The following is a 21,378-nucleotide window of genomic DNA, read 5'->3' as shown; positions in this document are numbered from 1 at the left end:
GGCCGGTGAGACGGTGCCGGAGCCGGAAAGGACATCCGTGGAATACCTCGTCGCAGGAGTAGTCCTGGTCGCGGTGCTCACCGCGCTGAACCTCACGCTCACCATGGCCCTGACGCGGCGCTGGCGAGCCCGGGTGAGCGCCGCGGCCGGCCGGCACCACGGCCCCGGCCCCGTCCCCGTCCACGGGGAGCCGGACCTCGGCATCGCCCCCGGGGACCGGATGCCCGGCTTCACCGCGACCACCGTCGGCGGCGCCACGGTGACCGGCGACGACCTGGCCGGCCGGCCGGCGCTGGTCGCGTTCCTGTCGCTGGACTGCTCGGCCTGCGACGACAGCGTGCCGGAGTTCGCCGAGCACGCGCGCCGGGTGCGGGAGGCGGGAGGCCAGGTGCTGGCGACCGTGGTCGGCGTCGACGCGGCCGGCAGCGAGCTGGCCGCCCGGCTCGCGGGAGTCGCCGACCATGTGGTCGCCGAACTCCTGGACGCGCCCGTCGGGTCCGCCTTCGGGATCCGCTTCTACCCCGGCTTCGCCCACTACGGCCCCGACGGGGTCGCCACCGCCGCCAGTGTCGGCCTGCGGGGCCTGGACGCGACCGCGCGGCCGTCGGCGTCATGAACGGCGACGACGGCGTGAAGGGCGTGAACGGCGCGAGCGACGACGACGGCGTGACGGGGGCCGGAGTCTCCATCGCCCGCGGGATGAAGGCGGCCTACGCGCTCGCCTGGCGTGCCTGCCCCGGCATGCTGCTCCTCCAGCTCGCCACCGCGGTGATCGGCGGCATGGCGCCGGTGGCCACCGCCTGGCTGACCAAGCTCGCGCTCGACGAGATCACCCTTCCCTCTCCCCGTACCGGGGCACTGGTGTGGATGGCGGCCGGCATCGGCGCCCTGGGCATCGCGATGGCCGCCACCTCGGCCATCAGGGACTACGCGCAGGGGCGCGCCCGCCGCGCCATCGGCCTGCGCTCGCAGGACCAGCTGTTCGCCGCGGTCAACCGGATGAGCGGGCTCGCGCGCCTGGAGGAGCCGCGCTTCCACGACCGGCTGCGGCTGGCCCAGCAGTCCGCCGAGCACGCCCCGGACCAGCTCGTCCAGATGGGCCTGTCCACCCTGCAGGGGACGCTGGGCGTCGCCGGGTTCCTGGGCACGCTGGTGGCGATCAGCCCGCTCATGACCGGCGCCGCGCTGCTGGCCGCCGCCCCCGCGCTGATCGCCCATCTGACGCTGAGCCGGCGGCGGGCGGGACTGCTGTGGCGCACCAGCCCCGGGATGCGGCGCAAGATCTTCTACCAGATGCTGCTCACGGACCTGCAGGCCGCCAAGGAGGTCCGCCTCTTCGGGCTGGGCGGCTTCCTGCACGGCCGGATGCTCACCGAGCTGCGCGCGACCAACGACGCCGAGGACCGGCTGGAGCGCGGAGTGGTGCGCGTCCAGGTCGCCCTCGCCGTCCTCGGGGCGCTGCTGTCGGCCGGCGGGCTGCTGTGGGCCGTGTACGCCGCGGCCACCAGGACGATCAGCGTCGGCGACGTGTCCGTCTTCATCGCCTCGCTGGCCGGGCTCCAGTCGGGACTCGGCGTCCTGGTGCAGGGCATCGCCATGGGCCATCAGTCCGCCCTGGTCTTCCACCACTATCTGACGGTGGTCGGGGTGCGCGACGACCTGGTCGCCCCCTCGCGGCCCCGGGAGCTCGCCCCGCTGGCCCACTCCATCGAACTGCGCGACGTGTGGTTCCGCTACGGCGAGGACTCCCCGTGGGTGCTGCGCGGGCTGAACCTGACCATCCCGCACGGCACCAGCCTGGCCGTGGTCGGGCTCAACGGCGCCGGCAAGAGCACGCTGGTCAAGCTGCTGTGCCGCTTCTACGACCCGCAGCGCGGCTCCGTGCTGTGGGACGGCGTGGACATCCGCGACGTCCCCGTGGCGCGGCTGCGTCAGCGGATCGGCGCGGTGTTCCAGGACTACATGGACTACGACCTCACCGCGGCCGAGAACATCGGGCTCGGCGACCTGGAGGCCATCGACGACCCGGACCGGATCCGGGCCGCCGCCGAGCGCGCCGGGATCCACGAGACCGTCGAACGGCTCCCGGCCGGCTACCGGACGATGCTGAGCAGGGTGTTCCACGAGGGAGAGGAGGGCGACGACGAGGAGACCGCGCGGACGAGCGGCGTCCACCTCTCCGGCGGGCAGTGGCAGCGCCTGGCGCTGGCCCGCGGGCTGATGCGCCAGGGCCGCGACCTGATGATCCTGGACGAGCCCAGCTCCGGCCTCGACGCGGTGGCCGAGGCCGCGGTCCACGACCGGCTGCGGGAGCTGCGCGCGGGCTCCACCAGCGTCCTGGTCTCCCACCGGCTCAGCGCCGTCCGCCGGGCCGACCGGATCGTCGTCGTGCAGGACGGCCGGGTCCTGGAGAGCGGCGACCACGCCTCCCTCCTCGCCTCCCCGGGCAGCGTCTACGCCGAGCTGTTCCGCACCCAGGCGGAGGGCTACCAGGAGGACCCGGCCCCGCCCTCGCCGGGCGGCGCCGGTGAGGGCGACGTGCCGGCCTCGGTGGCCGCCGGATGAGCCAGGCCCTGGGCTGGGCCGGCGCGGCGGCCCTGGTCGCGGGGGCCGCGGCGGCCGCCCGGCTGCTGCTGTCCACCGTCACGGTGCGCGGCGGCAGCATGACCCCGGCCCTGCTCCACGGCGACGTGCTGCTGGTGCTGCGCCACCGGCGCCGGGCCCGGGCCGGCCGGATCGTGGTCGTCCAGCGGCCCGACCCGCGTACGGGCTGGGACGGGCCCGCCGACCTGTCGGGAGCCGCCGGTTGGTACGTCAAGCGGGTCGTCGCGGCGGCCGGCGACCCGGTGCCGTCCTGGGTGCCGGGGGACCGGCCGGACCGCGTGCCGCCCGGCATGCTGGTGCTGCGCGGGGAGAACCCGTACTCGGAGGACTCCAAGCAGTGGGGCCTGTGCCCCGCGGACCGGATGTACGGCGTGGTGCTGCTGCGGCTGCGCTCCGGGAGCGAGCGGCGCGCCACCGCCTGACCGCGGGCCCACGTTCAGGGGCCGCGCAGGGTTAGACCCGATCTCGCCGGGGAGGTGGCCTGACGCGTGCGAGAACGGAGGTCGCCCGGTGAGCAAGGTCCCCGTCCGCGTCGACGGGCGCGAGCTGGTGCTCAGCAACCTCGGCAAGATCCTCTATCCCGAGGACGGCTTCACCAAGGCCGAGGTCATCGACTACTACACCCGCGTCGCGCCCGTCCTCCTCCCCCACCTGCGGGGCCGCCCGCTGACCGTCAAGCGCTACCCCAACGGCGTCGAGGGCCCGTTCTTCTTCGAGAAGAACGCCCCCGAGCACACCCCCGGCTGGGTGCGCAGGGTGCGCCTCCCGGCTCCCGGCAGCACCAAGAACCGCGAGACCATCGACTTCGCCGTCGTCGACGACCTGCCGACGCTCGCCTACTACGCCAACCTGGCCGCTCTGGAGCTGCACGTCCCGCAGTGGCGGGTCTCCGGCGACGGCGCGGCGCTGCCGCCCGACACGCTGGTCTTCGACCTCGACCCCGGTCCGCCGGCCACCGTCGTCGAGTGCTGCGAGGTGGCGCTCCTGCTGCGCGACGTGCTGCGCGCCGAGGGGCTGACCGCCCGGCCGAAGACCAGCGGCAACAAGGGCATGCAGCTGTACGCCGGCTGGGACTGCCGCGAGGAGCCGTCCGCGTACGCCAAGCGGCTCGCCCAGCTCCTGGAGAAGGAGCGCCCGGACCAGGTGGTGAGCGTCATGGCCAAGAGGGCGCGTCCCGGCAAGGTGTTCATCGACTGGAGCCAGAACAACCCGGCCAAGACGACCGTGGCGCCCTACTCGCTGCGCGCCCGGCAGCACCCGACCGTCTCCACGCCCCTGCTCTGGGAGGAGGTCGAGGGCTGCGAACACCCCGACGACCTGGTGTTCACCGCCCCCGACGTGCTCGACCGGGTCGCGGAACACGGCGATCTGTTCGCCCGGGCGTAGTCTGGTGACGGTCCACACACTCTGGTGACGGCCCACACCTGGAAGGGGACTTCACATGTCGGAGATCGACGACGACCGCACCTTCGAGGAGGAGGATGAGATGTCGATCGAGGCGCCGGAGGCCGACGCCCTGGATCAGCAGCGTCCCGCCCGCGAGGACACGGATGCCCGGCGCCCCTACCTTCCGCTGGAGGCCGACCCCGCCGACGCGGCCGACCAGGACCGCGTCGTGGACCTCGATGACGACGACTACCGGTGAGGCCGCCTGACCCGCACGTAGGATGTGCCAACACGGCACACTGACAGACCCTTGGGAGACCCGCGTGACAGCAACCCCGGACGCCAAGCCCCGGGGCACCCGGCTGCCCCGACTCGCCCGCCGCCGGCAGCTGCTCAGCGCCGCCCAGGAAGTGTTCGTCGAGAACGGCTACCACGCGGCCGCCATGGACGAGATCGCCGACCGGGCCGGGGTCAGCAAGCCGGTGCTCTACCAGCACTTCCCCGGCAAGCTGGAGCTGTACCTCGCGCTGCTCGACATGCACGTGGACGACATGGTCAACCGGTGCCGCGAGGCCCTCGCCTCCACCCACGAGAACAAGCTGCGGGTGCAGGCGACGTTCGCGGCGTTCTTCGACTTCGTCTCCACCCAGGGCGAGGCGTTCCGGCTGGTGTTCGAGTCCGACCTGCGCAACGTCGCGCCGGTGCGCCAGCGGGTGGAGCGCTCGCTGCGCGAGTGCGCGGAGATGGTCAGCGCGGTGATCCAGGAGGACACCGGCTGCACCAGCGACGAGGCCCACCTCCTGGGCGTCGGCCTGGTCGGCATGGCCGAGGTGAGCGCCCGCTACTGGGTCACCACGCACGGCTCCATCCCCAAGGAGGCGGCCGAGCAGCTCGTCGCCCGGCTCGCCTGGCGCGGCATCAGCGGTTTTCCGCGTACGGCTTAACCCGTTCGCTGGGCGCGATCACCCCACCCGCCCGGCCCCCTGAGGGGTGACCATGAGAGTGCCAGCCCCCGTCGAGCGCGAGCTCGGAGCGGCCGCGTCCACAGGCACCACGAAAGGGAGCATGATGGAAGTCAAGATCGGTGTACGTTCCGTGCACCGCGAGCTCGTCATCGAGACCGAGCTGTCGCCCGAGCAGGTCGAAGAGGAGATCAGGAACGCCCTCGCGGTCGAGCGGGGCGTGGTCGCGCTCACCGACGTCAAGGGCAGGCGCGTCCTCGTGCCCACCTCGTCGCTGGGGTTCGTCGAGATCGGCGAGGACGAGTCCCGCCCGGTCGGCTTCGGCGGCACTCTCTGACGTGAGCCACGGGTGAGGGGGTCCGCCCCCTCACCCGCCGGCGCGTGAGGGGGTCCCTCCCCTCACCCGCCGGGCCGCGTCCACCGGAGCACGCCCGCCGCGGAGCGCCCCGCTCGTCGAGGCCACCGCCCGGGCCACCCGCCGGCCCCGGCCGCGCGGCCCCCTCGGCTCATCCGGTGCCCGCCCGGGCACGACGGCGTCGCCCATCGGGCGGGCGCGCGAGCCCGAACGGCTGTACCGTGCCGGTATGAGGGCCTGGCGCCGCCACGGCGGTTCCTTGACGAGATGCGGACCTGACAGCTGGACCTCGCGCCCCGTGCTCCGCAGGGAGAGCGCACGCTGCCCAGCCGCCGAACCACCGCGGGAGGCGCTGCCCGCCCGCCGGCCGCCCCGAGGCTGCCGCCTCGCCCGCCAGGGAACGCGCGCCCACCACCCCTGACCCACCACACCCGCCTGCGCCGCCGTCACCGAGGCCGCCATCGGCCACAGGATTGTCACCGGCTCGCCACAGGCTTTTCGCCCTGGGCCGCCGGGGCCGGTGATGGCCATCACCGGGTCGTCAGAGGCCCAGGGCCGTCATGCGCTTGCCGTGCTCCTCCGTCAGCCGGGCGAACATCCGCGAGATCTCGGCCTGGTCGTCCGCGTCGTCCGGGACCAGCATGCGCGCCAGCTCCGGCCGGGCCGCTGCCACCCGCTGCCCCTGGCTGAGCGCCTCGCCGACGAGCCGCCGCGCCCACAGCGCCAGCCGTCCCGCCGCGACCGGGTCGGCCTCCAGCGCCGCCCTGACCCGCTCCACCGCGAACTGCGAGCGGCCCTCGTCCGCGAGCACCACGTCCACCAGCTTGGCGAGCGGCGGGTCCAGCCGCCTGGCCGCCTCGCGGTAGAAGTCGAGCGCGATCCCCTCCCCCACGTACGCCTTGACCAGCGCCTCCAGCCAGTCGCCCGGCGCGGTCTGGGCGTGCCAGCCGTCCAGCGCCGCCACGAACGGCGACATGGCCTCCTCGGGATCGGCGCCCAGCTCGGCGAGCTGGTCGCGCAGCAGCCGGAAGTGCGCGTACTCCGCCACGGCCAGCTCGCTCAGGGCGGCCCGGTCCGTCAGGGAGGGCGCCAGCGACGCGGCGTCCTCCGTCATCCGCGCGAACGCGCTGAGCTCGGCATACGCCAGGACACCGAGCAGGTCGACCACACCAGGAGACTCCTTCATGGAACGCAGCGTACTTCGCGCAATCTTCGGGAACATCCGGAAGCTCGGCCAGCGTTGTGGTATCGAGTACACTGCTCTGTGAAAGTGCGACCGCACTGTGTAAATTCGGGGGTTCCCCCGAAAACCCCCGACTCCCCGGGCCGCGGTCGCTAATGACGCGAGAGGGCTGGCTCTACCGCGAGGACCCAGGCAACGGCGAACGTTTCCGCCCATCCGGTCCCGGCAGGCCCGCCTTCATTTGAGACTGAGGCAGGCCACGCTGACGACTTTCCGAGACCTCGGAGTCACTCCAGAAATCGCCGATGCCCTCGAGACCGAGGGCATCACCACGCCGTTCCCGATCCAGGAGATGGCACTCCCGCTCGCACTGAGCGGCCAGGACCTGATCGGCCAGGCCCGCACGGGCACCGGCAAGACCTACGCGTTCGGCATCGCGATGCTCCAGAGCATCGGCAAGCCGCGCAAGAACCGCAAGAAGCCACGCGGGCTCGTCGTCGTGCCCACCCGCGAGCTGGCCACGCAGGTCAGCGAGGACCTCGTCACGGCCGCGGGCAAGCTCGGCTCCCGAGTCCTGACCGTGTACGGCGGTCGCGCGTACGAACCGCAGGTCGAAGCGCTCAAGGCCGGGGTCGACGTGATCGTCGGCACCCCCGGCCGCCTGCTCGACCTGGTCAAGCAGAAGCACCTCGACCTGAGCCAGATCACCTCGCTCGTGCTCGACGAGGCCGACCGCATGCTCGACCTGGGCTTCCTGCCCGACATCGAGCGGATCTTCAAGCTCATCCCCGAGCAGCGGCAGACCATGCTCTTCTCGGCGACCATGCCGGGCGAGATCGTCGCGCTGTCGCGCAAGTACCTCAACCGGCCCACCCACGTCCGCGCCGAGCACGACAGCGGCGAGGGCGAGGCCACGCCGCAGGTCCGCCAGCTCGTGTGGCGGGTCCACCGGATGGACAAGATCGAGATCCTGTCCCGGCTGCTCCAGGCCGAGGGCCGCGGGCTCACCATGGTCTTCTGCGAGACCAAGCGGGCCTGCGACATGGTGTCCGAGCAGCTCGACACCCGCGGGTTCGCGGTCGCGGCCGTCCACGGCGACCTCGGGCAGGGCCAGCGCGAGCAGGCCCTCCGGGCGTTCCGCAACGGCAAGATCGACGTGCTCGTCGCCACCGACGTGGCGGCGCGCGGCATCGACATCGACGACGTCACCCACGTGGTCAACTACGACGCCCCCACCGAGGACAAGACCTACGTGCACCGCATCGGCCGCACCGGCCGGGCCGGGCGCACGGGCATCGCGGTCACGTTCGTCGAGTGGGAGGAGCTGACCCGCTGGAAGATGATCAACCAGATGCTCGGTCTCGACTTCGCCGAGCCCGAGGAGACCTACTCGACGTCCCCGCACGTCTACTCCGAGCTGAGCATCCCCGAGGGCACCAAGGGCGTGCTGCCGCACGCCAACCGCTCGCGGGCGGGGCTGTCGGCCGAGCGCCTGGAAGACCTGGGTGAGACCGGCCGCTCCCGCACCCGTGGCCGCCGTCGTGACGAGCGCGAGGAGCGCGAGGAGCGCCCGGCGCGCACGCCACGCCAGCGCCGCCGCACCCGTGGCGGCAGGCTGGCCGAAGACGCTCCCGTAGAGACGCCGGAGGTCGAGCTCGTGGACGACCGCTCACGCAGGACCGACGAGACGCCCGCGATCATCTCCGCGGATGAGGTGGAGGCCGTGGCCGCCGAGCCGCGCCGCCGTACGCGCCGCGCGGCCGCCCAGCCGGCCGCCGACGTCACGGGCACCGCGGACACCACGGAGTCCACGGAGTCCACGGACACCGCCAGGCGCCGGACCCGGAAGGCCGAGGCCGACACCGGCCGGCGCGAGGCGCGGGAGACCGAGCGCCGCGAGGTGCGCGAGACGGAGCGCCAGGTGCGCGAGACGGCGCCCGAGGTGCGGGAGACCGCGCGCGAGGTGCGGGAGGCAGAGCCGGTCGCCGAGCGCGTGCCGGAGCCGAGCTTCCTGTCCACCCCGCCGCCTCCGGTCCGCACGGAGCCGGAGCGCATCATCCCGCCCAACCCGTTCACGGTGATCTTCCAGTCGCCTGACCTGGCCACGGACGACGACGACATCGCGCCGTCGGCGGCGACGGAGCGCAAGCAGCAGCGCCGCCAGCCCCGTGGCGGCGGCGGTGGCGGCGGTCGCCGCCGCGCCGGCTGACGCGCGGGCACGAGCGAGCGGGGCGCGCACCTTCCGGGGTGCGCGCCCCGTCGCGTTTCTCCTGAGCGTTCCTTCCCGGAGCACTGACGCGTTTCCGCTCAGGAAGGACAGACGGCGCAAGTCGCCAGAAGTCGCACCAGCGTCCTCCGTTCGCCGGTGTCGGAGCGCTGACCTCGGGGTATTGTTGCCCCACGTGAGTACGCCGCGATTCCTGAACCTGCCACCTGGCGTCACGCCGCTGAAGCTGGAAACGCCCCAGGGCGCTTTCGCGGCTCTGGAGGCGCTACCCGTGAGCGGCGTGGTGGAGCGCTGGCCGGCCCTGCTGGTGCCGGGCCTGACCGGGAGCAAGGAAGACTTCATCGCGGTCCTGCAGACGCTCGCCCAGTCGGGCCGCCGGGTGCTCGCGGTCGACCTGCGCGGGCAGTACGAGACGCCCGGCCCCGACGACCCCGGCGCCTACACCTGCGCCGCGCTCGGCGCCGACATCGACCTGCTGGCCCAGATCGTCGGCGACGGCGAGCCGCTCCACCTGGTGGGCCACTCCTTCGGCGGGCTGGTCACGCGGGAGGCGGTCATCGACGGGCGCACGAAGTTCGCCTCGTACACGCTGATGAGCTCCGGCCCGGCCGCGATCGTCGGGCGGCGGGCGCACGCCAGCCGCCGGATCATGGAGGAGGTGCCGCGCTTCGGCCTGGAGCAGGTGTGGCACGACAGCTTCGAGCCGGAGGCCCTGTCGGCGGGGGTGCCCGACGACATCCTGGCGTTCCTGCGCAAGCGGCTGCTGTCCAACTCCCCCGTCGGCCTGTCGCGCATGGCGCAGGAGGTCGTGAGCATGCACGACCGCACCGAGGAACTGCGTCAGGTCGAGGTGCCGACGCTCGTCCTGTACGGCGAGCACGACGACGGCTGGCCGGCCGACGTGCAGGCCGAGATGGCCCAGGCGCTCGGCGCGGAGATCGTGGTGGTGCCCGGCGCCGCCCACTCGCCCGCCGTGGAGGCCCCCGAGACGACGGCCGCGGCGCTCATCAGGTTCTGGAACCGGGCCGAGACCCGTCACATGGACACCAGGTCCGCCTCCGTGTAATCCTGCTGCCCATCATGGCCGGCATCGACGAGATCGTCGTCCAACCTCCCGAGAGCGCCACCTGGCGGGTCCACCTCGACCGCGCCATGTGGGTCGGCGGTGTCCGCGGCCTCATGCTCCAGGCGCTGCACCCGGTCGCCATGCGCGGCGTCTGGCAGAACTCCTCCTTCCAGGACGACCCGTTCGGCCGGCTGCGCCGCACGGCCGACTTCGTGGGCCGGGTGACGTTCGGCAGCCCCGAGGAGGCGGCCGAGATCGGCCGGCGGGTGCGGGGCATCCACCGCAGCCTGCGGGCCACCGATCCGGTCACCGGCGCGACGCGCCGCGTGGACGACCCCGAGCTGCTGCTGTGGGTGCACTGCGCCGAGGTGTCGTCGTACCTGGAGGTGGCCCGGCGCGGGGGGCTCGGCCTCACGGAGGAGCAGGCCGACCGCTACCTGAGCGAGCAGCGCAGGAGCGCCACGTACGTGGGTCTGCACGCCGAGGACGTGCCCGGCTCGTGCGCCGAGATGGACGCCTATTTCAAGGCGGTGCGGCCGTCGCTGCGCGTCACCGAGGAGGCCGCGGCGACCGTGCGGTTCCTGCTGTGGCCGCGGCTGCCGCGGGAGCTGCGGATGCTGTCGGCGGGCAAGCCGCTCTACTTCCCGTTCGGGGCGCTGTGCTACTACTCGCTGCCGGAGTGGGCGCGGCGGATGTACGGCGTGCTGCCCGAGGTGCCTCCCGCTCTGGTGACGGCGGGGCTGCGGGCGTTCCGGCTGCTGTTCAACAGCCTGCCGGAGCCGGTGCACGACCGGGCGTTCATGCCGGCCACGCGGGCCATGCTGCGGGGCTGCCGCGAGCGGCTCGGCGCGGCCGGTTATGACGTGAGCAGGGGGCTGCGCGGCCTGACCGACCCGTGCCGCGCCCCCAAGGGCTGACCCAGCCACCCGGACCCAAGCCCGCGCCGCCCAAGGGCTGACCCACCCGAACCCGGACCCCAAGCCCGCGCCGCCCAAGGCTGACCCACCCGAACCCAAGCCCCCGCCGCGCCCCAGGGTGACGGCCCGAAGCCTCGCCGCGCCCCAGGAGTCGAACCGCTCCCCCGCTGACCCGCCGGGCGTCCAGGGGTCAGGGCGGGGTGCGGCTACTGCGCCCGGCCGTCCCAGGGGTCAGGGCCGGGTGCGGCTACTCGGTGAGGCCGTTTCCAGGGATCAGGGCGGGTGCGGCTACTCGGCGAGGCCGTCCCAGGGGTTGCGGTCGGGGCCGGCGGTCCGGCCCTCGGGGCAGTGGCGGCGGAAGTCGCACCACGAGCAGATGGGCCCGGGGTTGGGCGCGAACAGCGCGTCCACCTCGGCCGGCACCTGGGGCACCGCCCCCTGCGCCGCCCGCTCCTGCGCGGCGGCCTGTCCCTGCCCGGCCTGTCCCTGCCCGGCCCGTTCCTGTCCTGCCCGGCCCTGTCCCGCCCAGCTCTGTCCTGTCCGGCCCTGAGAGCCCCGTCCACGGGTGGAGCCGGGCGGCTGGGCCACGGCCTCGCGGTAGCGCTCGTCGGCGGCCGACGCCTCCTCCGCCACCTCCTCGGCCCGCCGCAGGTGACGCTCCAGCGACTCGTCCGTGTGCCGCCACTCGACGATCTCGCCGGTGGGCAAGTGGTGCAGCTCGACCTGGTGACAGGGCGTGCGCATCATCCGGGACGCCGCGATGGCGTAGACGGCCAGCGCGAGCGAGGAGCGGGCGTCGTCCTGGGTGAGCGGACGCCGCCCGGTCTTGTAGTCGACGACCACGAGCTCGTCGCCCCGCCGGTCGAGCCGGTCGATCCGCCCGGACAGCGCGACGACCTTGGTACGGGTGGCGACGGTGCGCTCCACGCCGACCGGGTCGTCGGCGGGGTCGAGGGTGCTGACGTAACCGGAGACGAGGTCACGGGCGCGGCCGAGCCAGCGCGCCGACTGCTCCTCGTCGCGGAAGCCCTCCTTGATCCACCCGTTGGTGAGTAAGACGGCCGCGGTCAGCGGGGTGCGCCGCTCGTACGGCTCGCGCCACCACCCGGCCAGCGCGTTGTGCACGCTGGCGCCGACGCTGTTGTGGGCCCACGCCGGCCCCTTGGCCGGCTGGGGCCGGTCGAGGTAGGTGAACCGGTAGCGGCGCCGGCAGTCGAGCCAGGTGTTGAGCCGCGACGGCGTGCACGAGTAGAGCCGCCGCGGCATCCCCTCCAGGGGAAGCTGGTCCATGCTCAGCCTTCCCTCGTCGCTCTGATCGCTTCGTCCCCGACGCTCATCGGTCCAGGCGACGGCGCTTCCTCGCGGTCGGGGGCGACGGCGCTTCCTCGCACCCTAGTCGTCGTCCGGGTCGAGCTTGATGCCGGCGATGCGGGTGCCGTCGGTGAGCGGGCCCTCCTCCTCGGCGGCGGCGGTGCGGGTCAGCGATCCCGACACCCAGTCGTCGAAGTGCGGCTCCAGATCGCCGATGGTCACCTCGTCACCGTGGGCGGGCAGCACCCTGGTCTCACCGGGCAGGGTGAACAGGCGCCCGCCGATGGCGGTGAGCTGGTCGGGCAGGGCGGGGTACTCGCCGCCGAGCTTACCCGGGCCGTCGGCCTGCAGCGTCTTGCCGGTGAACACCGCGCCCAGGGCCTCGGAGTACAGCGACACGCCGCCGGCGCTGATGCCGGGCGTCTCCATGACGTCGAGCTGGACGTCGGCGACGCCGAAGACGCCGTCGTCCTCCATCTCGATGTCGGGCCACGTCTCGGACCAGGTCTCCCGCCACAGCGGCTTGTCCTTGGGGTGGAGGGCGATGACGGCCTCGTCACGGCTGGCCACCTCGATGGCCGCGCCGACGTGGTCGGGCAGGCCGTGGGTGCAGATGACGGCGAGCACCTCACGCTCGCCGACCTTCTCCAGGATCTTGTCGGCGTCACGCGCCGGGTCGATGACGATCACCTCGTCGTCGTCGCCCACGATCCACGTGTTGTTCTCGACCTTGTGCTCGGCGCCGTCGATGTCGACGACGCCCTCGGTCACCACTCGCTCGATACGCGCTGTCACGCTTCCGAAGCCTAGTCCGTCCGGCCGTCGCAGCGTACTGCTCAACCGCCGAGCCGTGGCGAGAACGCGCCGAAAGGCAGGTCGAACTCGTGATCGCGCAGGTCGAGAAGGCTGAGATCGGTAAGGGCGATCAGGCAGCCCGCGTCGGCAGGCCAGGCGATCGTCCAGATCCAGTTGCCGAGCGCCTCGCCCGCGTAGACGGCGCGGTCGGCCGCCCCGCCGACGCACCACAGCGGCGTGGGGTGGCCCAGCACCTCGACCTTGGCGTTCGGCGGCCCCGCGTCGAACCCCTCGCCCGGGTCGGGGCCGCTCAGCCCGGCGAACGCCGCCCCCAGCCCCACGCCGGGTTCCTCGGCGACGACCAGCAGGTCGGCGGGCCCGTGGCTGAGCGACGGGCCGCTGAGCGCGACCACGCTGGCCCTGCCGCCGCTGCGTTCGTCGCCCGCCTCGGCGAACCCCGTGACCAGCCACCCGGCGGGCAGCGGCCAGGGCATCCACACGGGGACGACCGAGCTCTTGCGCAACGCCTCGGCGGCGACGTCGGAGGCCGGGTACGGGGGCTGGAAGGGCAGCACGTCGCCGTGCGCGTCGCACCGCCATGCGCTGGACCACGCGTTGGGCCCGTGAAGCGGGCCAAAGCACCGTGGGCAGGTTGGAGCCGCTTTCACAGTCATCAACGGTGCGTCGTGGAGCACCGTGCCGTCAAGGCCATGGCGGTCCCGTCGCCGTAATGTTGGTCAGGTGCGCGTAAATTGTGTGGGCGCCGTGATCACGGACGGGGAGGGCAGGCTGCTGCTCGTACGGCGCGGCCACCCGCCGGGCGAGGGCCTGTGGTCGATCCCGGGCGGCCGGGTCGAGCCGGGCGAGACGGACACCATGGCCCTGGAGCGCGAGGTGCTGGAGGAGACGGGCCTGCGTGTGGCCGTGGGGCGGCTGGCGGGCGTCGTGGACCGGCCGGGCCCGGGTGGGGTGACGTACGAGATCCGCGACTATCTGGCGACCGTGACGGGCGGCGCGCTGGCCGCCGCCGACGACGCGGCCGAGGCGCGCTGGTGCTCGCCCCGGGACGTCGCCCGGCTGCCGCTGACCGAGGGGCTGGCCGAGGCGCTGCGCGAGTGGCGCGTGTGGCCCCGGCCCGCGTGACCTGACGACCCCACGCGACGTGGCCACCCCAGGTGACGTGGCCACCCCGCGTGACCTGGCGACCTGCGTCGTCTTCCCCGCATGACCCAGGTGAGCGGCGGGGCGTGCCCGGCCGACCCGTGTGGACGGTCAGCGGCTGGACGTCAGGGTGGACGTCCACAGGATCAGGTGGTCCGCGTCGTAGGTGGTGCTGCGGCCGAGGCCCACCACCTCCGATCCGGCCACCGTGACCGCCGCCAGCCACTGCATGCCCGGCCCGCCGAGCCGGTCCTTGGTCAGGTCGGAGCGGGTCCAGGTCGTGCCGTCCTGGGAGATCCACGCGGCGCTGTCGGCGTCGCCCGGCGCGCCGTGCCAGCCGACCGCCACCAGCCCCTGGTCCGTCGCCGCCAGGTCGTCCACGTCCGCCGCCTTCTCGGCCGGCAGCCACGCCGTGCTCCACGTGGTGCCGTCGTCCCGCGAGACCGCCGCGAACACCCGGCGGGCGCCCTGCACGCGGGCGGCGCCGATGGCGACCAGCCTGTCCTGGTACGCGGTGACGTGGCTCAGCCCGGCCGAGGACGCCCCGTCCGGGAGGAGCCGCTTGCGGGCCTTCCAGTTGAGGCCGTCCTCCGACACCCACACCACGCCGCGCTCCCCGTCGCCGCCGCCGGCCGCGCCGACCGCGACATAGCCGTCCGGGGTGGCGGCCAGGTCGTGCACGCGGACGCCGGCTCCGCCCTGCGGCAGCTTGCGTGAGCGGGTGAACTTGCGCAGGTCGCGGGTGAACCAGAGCGCCGGGCCGGTCACGCCGGAGGCGTTCGTGTCCTCGCCGGCCAGCATGTAGCCGTCCGGGCCGGCCGCCACGGCCGTCACGGCGAGGCGCGTGTGGTCCTGCGCGCGACCCAGGTCGCCGGTCGCCGGGATCGTCTTCCAGGAGCGGCCGTCGCCGGAGGAGACCAGCAGCGGCTCGGTGACGCCGATGCCCGCCTGCGTGGAGCCGGCCGCGAGCCAGCCCCGGCGGCCGTGGACGACGTCGGCGAGCTGCTGCTCGCGCGGGCCGCCGAGGCTCATCGAGGTCCAGCTCTTCCAGTTGAGGCTGGTCCAGATGCCCGCGTCGCCGGAGGCGCTGCCGACCGCGACGTACCTGCCGTCGTGGGCGGCCAGGCCGTTGGTCTGGCGGGCGATCCGCGACAGGCCCTCCACGTCGGCCAGGCGTACGCGGGAGGCGGCGCCTCGCGGCGGCGCGGACAGCAGCACGAGCTGGTTGTCGACGTCCGCCGCCGCCCGGTCGCCGCCCGCGAGCAGCGTGCCGGACTGCGTGATCGTGAACCCGCGCAGCGTGGCGCCCTTCAGGCCCGACAGGTCCGCCCGTTTCGTCCAAGTACGTCCGTCGGAGCTGTTCAGCACCGCGTACGAGTCCAGCTTGGCCTGCGCCACCACGGCGACGCCGCCCGGATGGGTGATCACCGATTCGACGCCGGGGCTCTCCCCGTCGAGCCCGCCGATGGAGCCGCACTGCGCCCACTGCTCCCCGGACGGCGAGCAGTAGACCCGTACGGTGCCCTCGACCGTGCGCTGCCGGGTGGGCACGAGCAGGAACTGCTTCGGCAGCACGGCCAGCGACCCGGCGCGCGGCAGCGCCTCCGGGAGCTGGAACCCGGTCGCCCGCCAGGTGCGCCCACCGTCGGCCGAGCGCACCACCCGGGAGCCCTCGCCCTGCGCCGGGCGGGCCACCGCGACGACCGTGTCGCCCCTCGCCACCACCGCCCGCAGGTCGAACGCGTCCAGCTCGCGCAGATCGGTCCGCTGCCAGGCGCGGCCGTCGGCCGACCACCAGGCCACCGGGCCGAGCCCGCCGTCCGCCAGGGCCGTGCCGCCCACCGCCACGAACCCCGACCGGGTCCGCGCGATGTCGGCCACCACGTCGCCGTTCCGGAACGCGGCGAGGCCGCTCTCCTCCACGGCCGTCCAGGCCAGGCCGTCGGCGCTCGTCCACAGGCCGCGCCCGCCGCCGGCCGGGTCGCCGCCGATGGCCAGCCAGCGGCCGCCGCCGCCGACGACCCGCCGCACCGTGGAGGTGGTCGCGCCGCTCACCTGGCCGAGCCGCCAGGTCCTCCCGCTGTCGGACGAGACGAGGAACAGCGGACGCGGGGTCGGGCTGGTCGTGTCGCTGCCCACGGCGACCACGGTCCTGCCGGTGGAGGCCATGTCGTTGAGCACCTGGTTGGAGCCGTCGCCGGCGGACGGCACCGTGAACAGGTCGTCTCCGGACCTGCCGGAGCCGGCCGCCAGCCGCAGCGCCGGGCCGGCCGGGGCGTTCCACCGCCACACGATCACGGTGCCGGCGATGACCAGGGCCAGCGTGAGGACGACGGCCACGGGGGCGGCCATGCCGCGCCGGCCGCGCACGGGGCTGGCCCGTCGCACGGCCGAAGGGGCGGGGCCCCGGTGGTGGCGTCCGCCGGGGGCGCCGGGGCGGGGCGGGCCGGAGGCGACGAGCAGGTCGGGTCGCGTCGGCCGCCCGCCCGGCGGCCTGCCCACCCGCCGCACCTCGGGCTGCTCGTGAGGCGTGGGGTCGCGGGGCATGACGTCTGCCCGGGAGGCGACGTCGCCGTGGGCGGACGGGCCGTAGGCGGATGTGTCCCCATGGGCAGGCGAGTCACCGTCACCCTCGACGGAGGCGTCCCCGTCGCCGGAGGCGTCCCCGTGCGGTGAGCCCTGGGCGGGAGAGGGGGCGTCGATGAGGGGAAGGGGGGCGGCGACGTAGGGGCGGGCCCGGGAGGGGAGGCCGTCGGACTCGTCCTCGTCAAGGCCGTGAGCGGCGGCCGGAGCCTGAGTGGCCTGCGGGCTCTCAGACACCGGCGGGCCTTGAGGGGCGTCAGAGGGTGCTTCCGGGCTGTGAGCGGCGTTCGGGCCGTGGATCACGGGCGGACCAGGGAGCCGGGGAACCCTGTGGACGTTCTCCGGGCTGATGATCGCGTCAGGGTCGCGGGGCGGGTCCGGGTCCGGGCGCGGCGGGCCGTCGTCCTTCTCGAACCACGAATGCGGCACCACCCCGGTCGGCAGCACCCCCGGATCCACCACCTCGGGCGGCGCCACGCCCGCCGGCACGACGCCGGGCGGCAGGTCGTCCCTGCGCTCCGCCGCCGGGGCTCGGGAGCCCGCGTCCTGGCGCGGGGGGCGGGGCGGCTGGGGGCGGGGCGGGCCGCTCGCGACGAGCTTGTCGGGCCGGTTCACCAGCCGTCGGGGCCTGCGGCGCGGCTCGGCCTCCGGTTCGGCGGTCGGCGAACCGTACGGGCGGCGGCCCCTCGGCGGCTCCTGCGGCTCCTCGTCCTCGGGGACGGGCGACGAGAACGGCGGCATGCCCCAGGGCGACGCCAGCGGTAATCCCCTGGCCCGGTCATCCGTGGGGCCGGGAGGAGAGTGCCTGATGCGCGGCTCGGCCCGGACGGACGGGTCCGGGGTGGACGGGGGCGTCACGGACGGGTCGGGAGCAGGGGCCGGGTGAGGGTCGTCGTCACCCGGCGGTCGCCGTGGCGGGTCGCTGGGGCCGGAGGCCACGCGGCGCACCTCCTAGTCGAGCTCGTCGAACGGGTCGAACCTAAGGAACAGGGCAGAAACCACACTTCCGGGATTCGGCCGGGCGATTCGGACCGCTCCAGGGCTTGTGTCCACTTATAGGTGCCTATTTCGGGGTCCATGCGCCTACAGCATGGAGTGTTGGCACGCGTCGACAAGTACCCCGCCAGGCAGAGATGATCACCTCCGCTATCCTCGCCTCCCCACAGGATCCAGACCAGCACGCCGAAGCCATAATGGCGAGACCTCTCTAGCGAGATTCCTCAGACCAGCCACCGGATTCATCCGGAAAAAACGCTGATTGACCGCTTTTTCGCGAGATAGAGCACCCCACCGGCGAACACCCCGAGCTGCACGACGGTCCCCGCGAGCGCCTGCCACGGCACCGCGCCCTGCCGCAGCGCGTCGTCCAGGTTCCCCGCCGCCGCGCTCAACCCGAAGGCCATCATGTTGTTCACCACGTGCAGCGCGATCGGCGCCTCCAGCCCTCCCGTCCGTACGGCCAGCCACCCCATGACCGCGCCGAACGCGAACACGTCCACGATCCCCGCCCCCGTGTAGCCGTGCAGCGAGGCGAACAGCGCCGCCCCGAGCACGATCGCCCACACCGGGTTGCGCACGTGCGAGCCCACCGCCTGGAGCACCCAGCCACGGAAGATGTACTCCTCGGCCGCCGCCTGGAAGGGCACCAGCAGCACGATCACGACCAGCGCCGGCAGGAACTCCTTCCAGCCCGCCCACCCGAACAGGTCGGAGGTGTCCTCCCCCGTCAGCGCCATCGCCGCCGCCTGGGCGGCCTGCCCCAGCACCAGGGCGAGCACGGCGAGTCCGGCGCACGACAGGAGCCACGGCCAGCGCAGCCGCCCGGCCACCGACGAGAGCGTGCCGGGCCGGCGCCGCTGCACGAGCGCGGCCGTGCCGAACACCAGCGGCAGCACGGCCGCGATCGACAGCAGCAGCACCGTCATTCCGAAGACCGGGTCGCCGAACGTCTCGTCGGGGGTGATCGGCATGGGCAGCCCGGCGAGCGTCGCGAGCACGGAGCCGGCGAGGACCACCACGACTCCCACGATCACGAACCCGACGGCGACCAGCAGGGTCCCGACGATCTGCCGCCATGGGCGGGCGAGGGGCGTCCTGGCCAGGTGGTCGTAACGGGCGCCCGACGGAGTGGGCGCGAACCAGGACACCGGCTGCGGAAGCATCGCCCCCGGATGGGGCGGCTGACCCGGATAGGGCGGCTGAGCAGGATAAGGCGGCTGATCCGGATACGCCGGATGCCCGGGATACGGCTGGCCGCCGTACGGGGAGACGCCGGACTGGCCGCCGTACGGAGCAGGGCCGGACTGGCCGCCGTACGGAGCAGCGCCGGGGCCGTAGGAGGGGCCTTCCGGCCCGTGGGCCGGGGCGGACTCAGGGGAGCCCGCGCGCCATGGCTGGTGGACGGGCCCGGACGGCTCCGTGCCGTACGGAAGCTGGGGTCCTGAGTTCTCCTGCATCTTTACATTCTGTCCACCCGATGCGCATTAGTTCACAGACGGCGCCACGTTTTGGGCGGATGATCGGTCCGTCAGCATGTCGACCCTGGGAGCGGATCCAATGTCAAGGCTGGGACCTGTCCTCACCCTGGCGGCCGGAGCAGCACTCGCCGCGGGGCTCGGTGTCGCCAGCATCACCGCGACACCCGTGGCGAACCGTACCCCCGCCGCGAGCGGCACCACCGACACCGGCGCCCCGACCCCGGCGCCCGAGCAGAGCACCGAGAAGGGCACGGAGCAGAGCACACCGCGGGCCACGCCGTCGCCGTCCCGCACGGCCAAGGGCCCGGTGAAGGCCGACTACGCGGGCCGCGTCGACCGCAACGGCGGTCTCATCGCCATCTCGGTCCGCGGCGACAAGGCCATCGGCTACTTCTGCGACGGCCGTACCGAGGCGTGGTTCAAGGGCGACGCGGCCGAGGGGAAGATCGGCCTGGAGGGCTTCGGCGGCGCGGCGGCCGGTGCCGGCCTGGGCGGCGGCAAGGCCACGGGCTGGCTGAAGGTCGGCGGCAAGCGCTGGACGTTCACCGCGCCGGCGGTCAGGAAGCCGTCGGGCCTGTACCGGGCGACCGCCCAGGTGCGCGGCGCGAAGATCCGCGCGGGCTGGATCGTGCTGAAGCGCCCGCAGGGCGGCTTCACCCAGGTCGGCGCCGCCTTCGAGGGCGAGGAGCAGATCGACGTCCCCCAGCTGAACGGCGACCGGCCGACCGACCCCGTGCGGGCCGGTGAGACCACGCTCCACCCGAAGGACGTCGACGGCTTCATCGAGGAGATGCGATGACCACCACCGTTCGCCGCCGGCCGCCCAGCGGCTCGGCCGTCCTGCTCACCCCGTTGCTCGCGGGCGCGCTCGTGGCGCTGGCGCTGGGCGTGTACGGCCGGCTCCACGCCCCCACGGGCTTCGCCGTCGGACCGGCGGGCTTCTCGGGGGCCCTGCCGATGAAGGCGTGGCTGACGATGGGCGCGTTCGCGCTGGCGATCGTCCAGGTCATCTCGGCCCTGTCGATGTGGGGCAGGCTGCCGATCCCCGTCTCACCGCTCGTGCACCGCTGGTCGGGCCGGATCGCGTTCATCCTGACGATCCCGGTCGCGTTCCACTGCCTGTACGCGCTGGGGCTCCAGTACGACGTGCCGCGGGTGCTCGCCCACTCGCTGCTCGGCTGCTTCTTCTACGGCGTTTTCACCGCGAAGATGCTGGCGCTGCCCAGGCGGGGCACGCCGGGCTGGACGCTGCCGGTGCTGGGCGGGCTGGCGTTCACGGCGCTGGTGGGGCTGTGGCTGACCTCGGCGTTCTGGTTCTTCACCAGCGTGGGGGTGACGCTCTAACCGGATCGGCCGGGCTGGAACGTCTTCGTACGGCTCAGCCCGGCGGCGCGCCCCTTGGCGGCCACGACCAGCGCCATCTTGCGCGACGCCTCGTCGATCATCTCGTCGCCCAGCATGGCGGCGCCGCGCCGCTCGACCGTCGTGTGGTACTCGTACGCGTCGAGGATCAGCTCGGCGTGGTCGTAGTCCTCCTGGCTGGGCGAGAAGACCGCGTTGGCCGCGTCCACCTGTGACGGGTGCAGCACCCACTTGCCGTCGAAGCCGAGCGCGGCGGAGCGCCGGGCCACCCGGGTGAAGCCGTCGAGGTCCTTGATCTGGAGGTACGGCCCGTCGATCACCTGGAGGTCGTGCGTCCGGGCGGCCATGAGCAGCCGCATGAGGATGTAGTGGTAGGCGTCGCCCTCGGTGTAGCCGGGCGGCTGCTCGCCCACGACCAGGGTGCGCATGTTGATGGAGGCCATGAAGTCGGCGGGGCCGAACACCAGCGTCTCCAGCCGCCGGGAGCAGCCCGCGATCGTGTCGACGTTGACCAGCCCGCGCGCGCTCTCGATCTGCGCCTCGATGCCGATGCGGCCCACCTCGTAGCCCTTGGCCTTCTCGATCTGGGTGAGCAGCGTGTCGAGCCAGACGACCTCGGTGGAGTCCTGGACCTTGGGCAGCATGAGGCAGTCGAGGCGGTCGCCGGCGCCCTCGACGACCTCGATCACGTCCCGGTACGTCCATTGGGTGGACAGGTCGTTGACCCGGACGACGCGGGTCTTGCCGGTCCAGTCGCCCTCGCGCAGCGCGGTCACCACGTTGGCGCGGGCCTCGTCCTTGGCCAGCGGCGCGACGGAGTCCTCCAGGTCGAGGAAGACCGCGTCCACCGGCAGGGTCTGGGCCTTCTCCAGGAACCGGGGGTTGCTGCCGGGCACTGCCAGAACCGATCGACGTGAGCGCATGCCGCACACGCTAGTGGTTCCGTCCGGCGAAGGTGCGACGGCGGCGTGGTTCCCGGAGCGCATCAC

At 73.6% G+C, this 21,378-nt stretch carries 20 protein-coding genes; 13 read left to right on the top strand and 7 right to left on the bottom strand.

What is annotated here, in order from left to right:
* Window positions 1–37 precede the first annotated feature (37 nt).
* The 7 genes from HT134_RS41010 (at window position 38) to HT134_RS40980 (ending at window position 5,289) form a co-directional block, all read left to right on the top strand.
* A complete protein-coding gene (locus HT134_RS41010; RefSeq protein WP_175605897.1) occupies window positions 38–616 on the top strand; it encodes a peroxiredoxin family protein in 579 nt (192 codons plus the stop codon).
* Window positions 613–2,565, top strand: coding sequence for an ABC transporter ATP-binding protein (locus HT134_RS41005; protein ID WP_175605896.1), 1,953 nt, complete (start codon window positions 613–615; stop codon window positions 2,563–2,565). The genes HT134_RS41010 and HT134_RS41005 overlap by 4 nt, the downstream gene beginning before the upstream one ends.
* A complete protein-coding gene (locus HT134_RS41000) occupies window positions 2,562–3,026 on the top strand; it encodes a S26 family signal peptidase (RefSeq protein WP_175605895.1) in 465 nt (154 codons plus the stop codon). The genes HT134_RS41005 and HT134_RS41000 overlap by 4 nt, the downstream gene beginning before the upstream one ends.
* A gap of 88 nt (window positions 3,027–3,114) precedes the next feature.
* Complete coding sequence (gene ligD / locus HT134_RS40995) at window positions 3,115–3,990, top strand: non-homologous end-joining DNA ligase (protein WP_175605894.1); 876 nt, start codon at window positions 3,115–3,117, stop codon at window positions 3,988–3,990.
* 55 nt (window positions 3,991–4,045) lie between these two features.
* The gene (locus HT134_RS40990) at window positions 4,046–4,249 is read left to right on the top strand and encodes a hypothetical protein (protein WP_175605893.1); all 204 of its coding nucleotides are present in this window, start codon (window positions 4,046–4,048) and stop codon (window positions 4,247–4,249) included.
* 64 nt (window positions 4,250–4,313) lie between these two features.
* On the top strand, window positions 4,314–4,934 hold the full coding sequence (locus tag HT134_RS40985; RefSeq protein ID WP_175605892.1) for a TetR/AcrR family transcriptional regulator: 621 nt from the start codon (window positions 4,314–4,316) through the stop codon (window positions 4,932–4,934).
* A gap of 52 nt (window positions 4,935–4,986) precedes the next feature.
* Window positions 4,987–5,289 (top strand): DUF3107 domain-containing protein, encoded by a 303-nt coding sequence (locus HT134_RS40980; protein WP_246366444.1) that lies wholly within the window; start codon window positions 4,987–4,989, stop codon window positions 5,287–5,289.
* A gap of 559 nt (window positions 5,290–5,848) precedes the next feature.
* Here HT134_RS40980 and HT134_RS40975 read toward each other — a convergent pair.
* Window positions 5,849–6,493 carry a ferritin-like fold-containing protein gene (locus HT134_RS40975; RefSeq protein ID WP_175605891.1) on the bottom strand — a complete coding sequence of 215 codons (645 nt, stop codon included), beginning with the start codon at window positions 6,491–6,493 and terminating at the stop codon, window positions 5,849–5,851.
* A 349-nt stretch (window positions 6,494–6,842) separates the two neighbouring features.
* Between HT134_RS40975 and HT134_RS40970 the strand changes: the two genes are divergently transcribed.
* The 3 genes from HT134_RS40970 to HT134_RS40960 all read left to right on the top strand — a co-directional run bounded on the left by HT134_RS40970 (window position 6,843) and on the right by HT134_RS40960 (window position 10,700).
* The gene (locus HT134_RS40970) at window positions 6,843–8,699 is read left to right on the top strand and encodes a DEAD/DEAH box helicase (RefSeq protein WP_217708955.1); all 1,857 of its coding nucleotides are present in this window, start codon (window positions 6,843–6,845) and stop codon (window positions 8,697–8,699) included.
* A 193-nt stretch (window positions 8,700–8,892) separates the two neighbouring features.
* Complete coding sequence (locus tag HT134_RS40965) at window positions 8,893–9,783, top strand: alpha/beta fold hydrolase (protein WP_175605890.1); 891 nt, start codon at window positions 8,893–8,895, stop codon at window positions 9,781–9,783.
* Between the two features lie 14 nt (window positions 9,784–9,797).
* The gene (locus HT134_RS40960; RefSeq protein WP_175605889.1) at window positions 9,798–10,700 is read left to right on the top strand and encodes an oxygenase MpaB family protein; all 903 of its coding nucleotides are present in this window, start codon (window positions 9,798–9,800) and stop codon (window positions 10,698–10,700) included.
* Window positions 10,701–10,988: 288 nt separating this feature from the next.
* Here HT134_RS40960 and HT134_RS40955 read toward each other — a convergent pair whose 3' ends face one another.
* The 3 genes from HT134_RS40955 to HT134_RS40945 form a co-directional block, all read right to left on the bottom strand.
* Complete coding sequence (locus tag HT134_RS40955; protein WP_175605888.1) at window positions 10,989–11,990, bottom strand: RecB family exonuclease; 1,002 nt, start codon at window positions 11,988–11,990, stop codon at window positions 10,989–10,991.
* A gap of 102 nt (window positions 11,991–12,092) precedes the next feature.
* Window positions 12,093–12,806, bottom strand: coding sequence for an MBL fold metallo-hydrolase (locus tag HT134_RS40950; protein ID WP_175605887.1), 714 nt, complete (start codon window positions 12,804–12,806; stop codon window positions 12,093–12,095).
* 41 nt (window positions 12,807–12,847) lie between these two features.
* Window positions 12,848–13,480, bottom strand: coding sequence for a DUF6758 family protein (locus tag HT134_RS40945; protein ID WP_217708953.1), 633 nt, complete (start codon window positions 13,478–13,480; stop codon window positions 12,848–12,850).
* Between the two features lie 22 nt (window positions 13,481–13,502).
* Here HT134_RS40945 and HT134_RS40940 point away from each other — a divergent pair, with 22 nt between their 5' ends.
* On the top strand, window positions 13,503–13,949 hold the full coding sequence (locus tag HT134_RS40940; RefSeq protein WP_312888813.1) for an NUDIX hydrolase: 447 nt from the start codon (window positions 13,503–13,505) through the stop codon (window positions 13,947–13,949).
* 129 nt (window positions 13,950–14,078) lie between these two features.
* Here the strand turns inward: HT134_RS40940 and HT134_RS40935 are convergent, their stop codons facing one another.
* A complete protein-coding gene (locus tag HT134_RS40935; protein WP_175605884.1) occupies window positions 14,079–17,291 on the bottom strand; it encodes a hypothetical protein in 3,213 nt (1,070 codons plus the stop codon).
* A 497-nt stretch (window positions 17,292–17,788) separates the two neighbouring features.
* Complete coding sequence (locus tag HT134_RS40930; protein WP_175605883.1) at window positions 17,789–18,712, bottom strand: CPBP family intramembrane glutamic endopeptidase; 924 nt, start codon at window positions 18,710–18,712, stop codon at window positions 17,789–17,791.
* A gap of 394 nt (window positions 18,713–19,106) precedes the next feature.
* Here HT134_RS40930 and HT134_RS40925 point away from each other — a divergent pair, with 394 nt between their 5' ends.
* The gene (locus tag HT134_RS40925) at window positions 19,107–19,826 is read left to right on the top strand and encodes a hypothetical protein (protein WP_175605882.1); all 720 of its coding nucleotides are present in this window, start codon (window positions 19,107–19,109) and stop codon (window positions 19,824–19,826) included.
* Window positions 19,823–20,371 (top strand): DUF6529 family protein, encoded by a 549-nt coding sequence (locus HT134_RS40920; protein ID WP_175605881.1) that lies wholly within the window; start codon window positions 19,823–19,825, stop codon window positions 20,369–20,371. Before HT134_RS40925 ends, HT134_RS40920 begins: the two co-directional genes overlap by 4 nt.
* Here the strand turns inward: HT134_RS40920 and HT134_RS40915 are convergent.
* Entirely contained in the window at window positions 20,368–21,312 is a 945-nt protein-coding gene (locus tag HT134_RS40915) for an HpcH/HpaI aldolase/citrate lyase family protein (protein ID WP_175605880.1), read from the bottom strand. The genes HT134_RS40920 and HT134_RS40915 overlap by 4 nt on opposite strands.
* Between the last annotated feature and the right edge of the window lie 66 nt (window positions 21,313–21,378).

The organism is Nonomuraea rhodomycinica (genome assembly GCF_013363995.1).
GTDB lineage: Bacteria > Actinomycetota > Actinomycetes > Streptosporangiales > Streptosporangiaceae > Nonomuraea > Nonomuraea rhodomycinica.
This window is presented reverse-complemented; position numbering and strand designations above follow the sequence as displayed.

What these genes read in the sequence shown, in the direction of transcription:
- HT134_RS41005 (WP_175605896.1), top strand. Translation starts at nt 613, where the DNA reads ATGAACGGCGACGACGGCGTGAAGGGCGTGAACGGCGCGAGCGACGAC.
- HT134_RS41000 (WP_175605895.1), top strand. Translation starts at nt 2,562, where the DNA reads ATGAGCCAGGCCCTGGGCTGGGCCGGCGCGGCGGCCCTGGTCGCGGGG.
- HT134_RS40990 (WP_175605893.1), top strand. Translation starts at nt 4,046, where the DNA reads ATGTCGGAGATCGACGACGACCGCACCTTCGAGGAGGAGGATGAGATG.
- HT134_RS40980 (WP_246366444.1), top strand. Translation starts at nt 4,987, where the DNA reads ATGAGAGTGCCAGCCCCCGTCGAGCGCGAGCTCGGAGCGGCCGCGTCC.
- HT134_RS40975 (WP_175605891.1), bottom strand. Translation starts at nt 6,493, where the DNA reads ATGAAGGAGTCTCCTGGTGTGGTCGACCTGCTCGGTGTCCTGGCGTAT.
- HT134_RS40970 (WP_217708955.1), top strand. Translation starts at nt 6,843, where the DNA reads ATGGCACTCCCGCTCGCACTGAGCGGCCAGGACCTGATCGGCCAGGCC.
- HT134_RS40960 (WP_175605889.1), top strand. Translation starts at nt 9,798, where the DNA reads ATGGCCGGCATCGACGAGATCGTCGTCCAACCTCCCGAGAGCGCCACC.
- HT134_RS40955 (WP_175605888.1), bottom strand. Translation starts at nt 11,990, where the DNA reads ATGGACCAGCTTCCCCTGGAGGGGATGCCGCGGCGGCTCTACTCGTGC.
- HT134_RS40945 (WP_217708953.1), bottom strand. Translation starts at nt 13,480, where the DNA reads ATGACTGTGAAAGCGGCTCCAACCTGCCCACGGTGCTTTGGCCCGCTT.
- HT134_RS40935 (WP_175605884.1), bottom strand. Translation starts at nt 17,291, where the DNA reads ATGCCGCCGTTCTCGTCGCCCGTCCCCGAGGACGAGGAGCCGCAGGAG.
- HT134_RS40930 (WP_175605883.1), bottom strand. Translation starts at nt 18,712, where the DNA reads ATGCTTCCGCAGCCGGTGTCCTGGTTCGCGCCCACTCCGTCGGGCGCC.
- HT134_RS40925 (WP_175605882.1), top strand. Translation starts at nt 19,107, where the DNA reads ATGTCAAGGCTGGGACCTGTCCTCACCCTGGCGGCCGGAGCAGCACTC.
- HT134_RS40920 (WP_175605881.1), top strand. Translation starts at nt 19,823, where the DNA reads ATGACCACCACCGTTCGCCGCCGGCCGCCCAGCGGCTCGGCCGTCCTG.
- HT134_RS40915 (WP_175605880.1), bottom strand. Translation starts at nt 21,312, where the DNA reads ATGCGCTCACGTCGATCGGTTCTGGCAGTGCCCGGCAGCAACCCCCGG.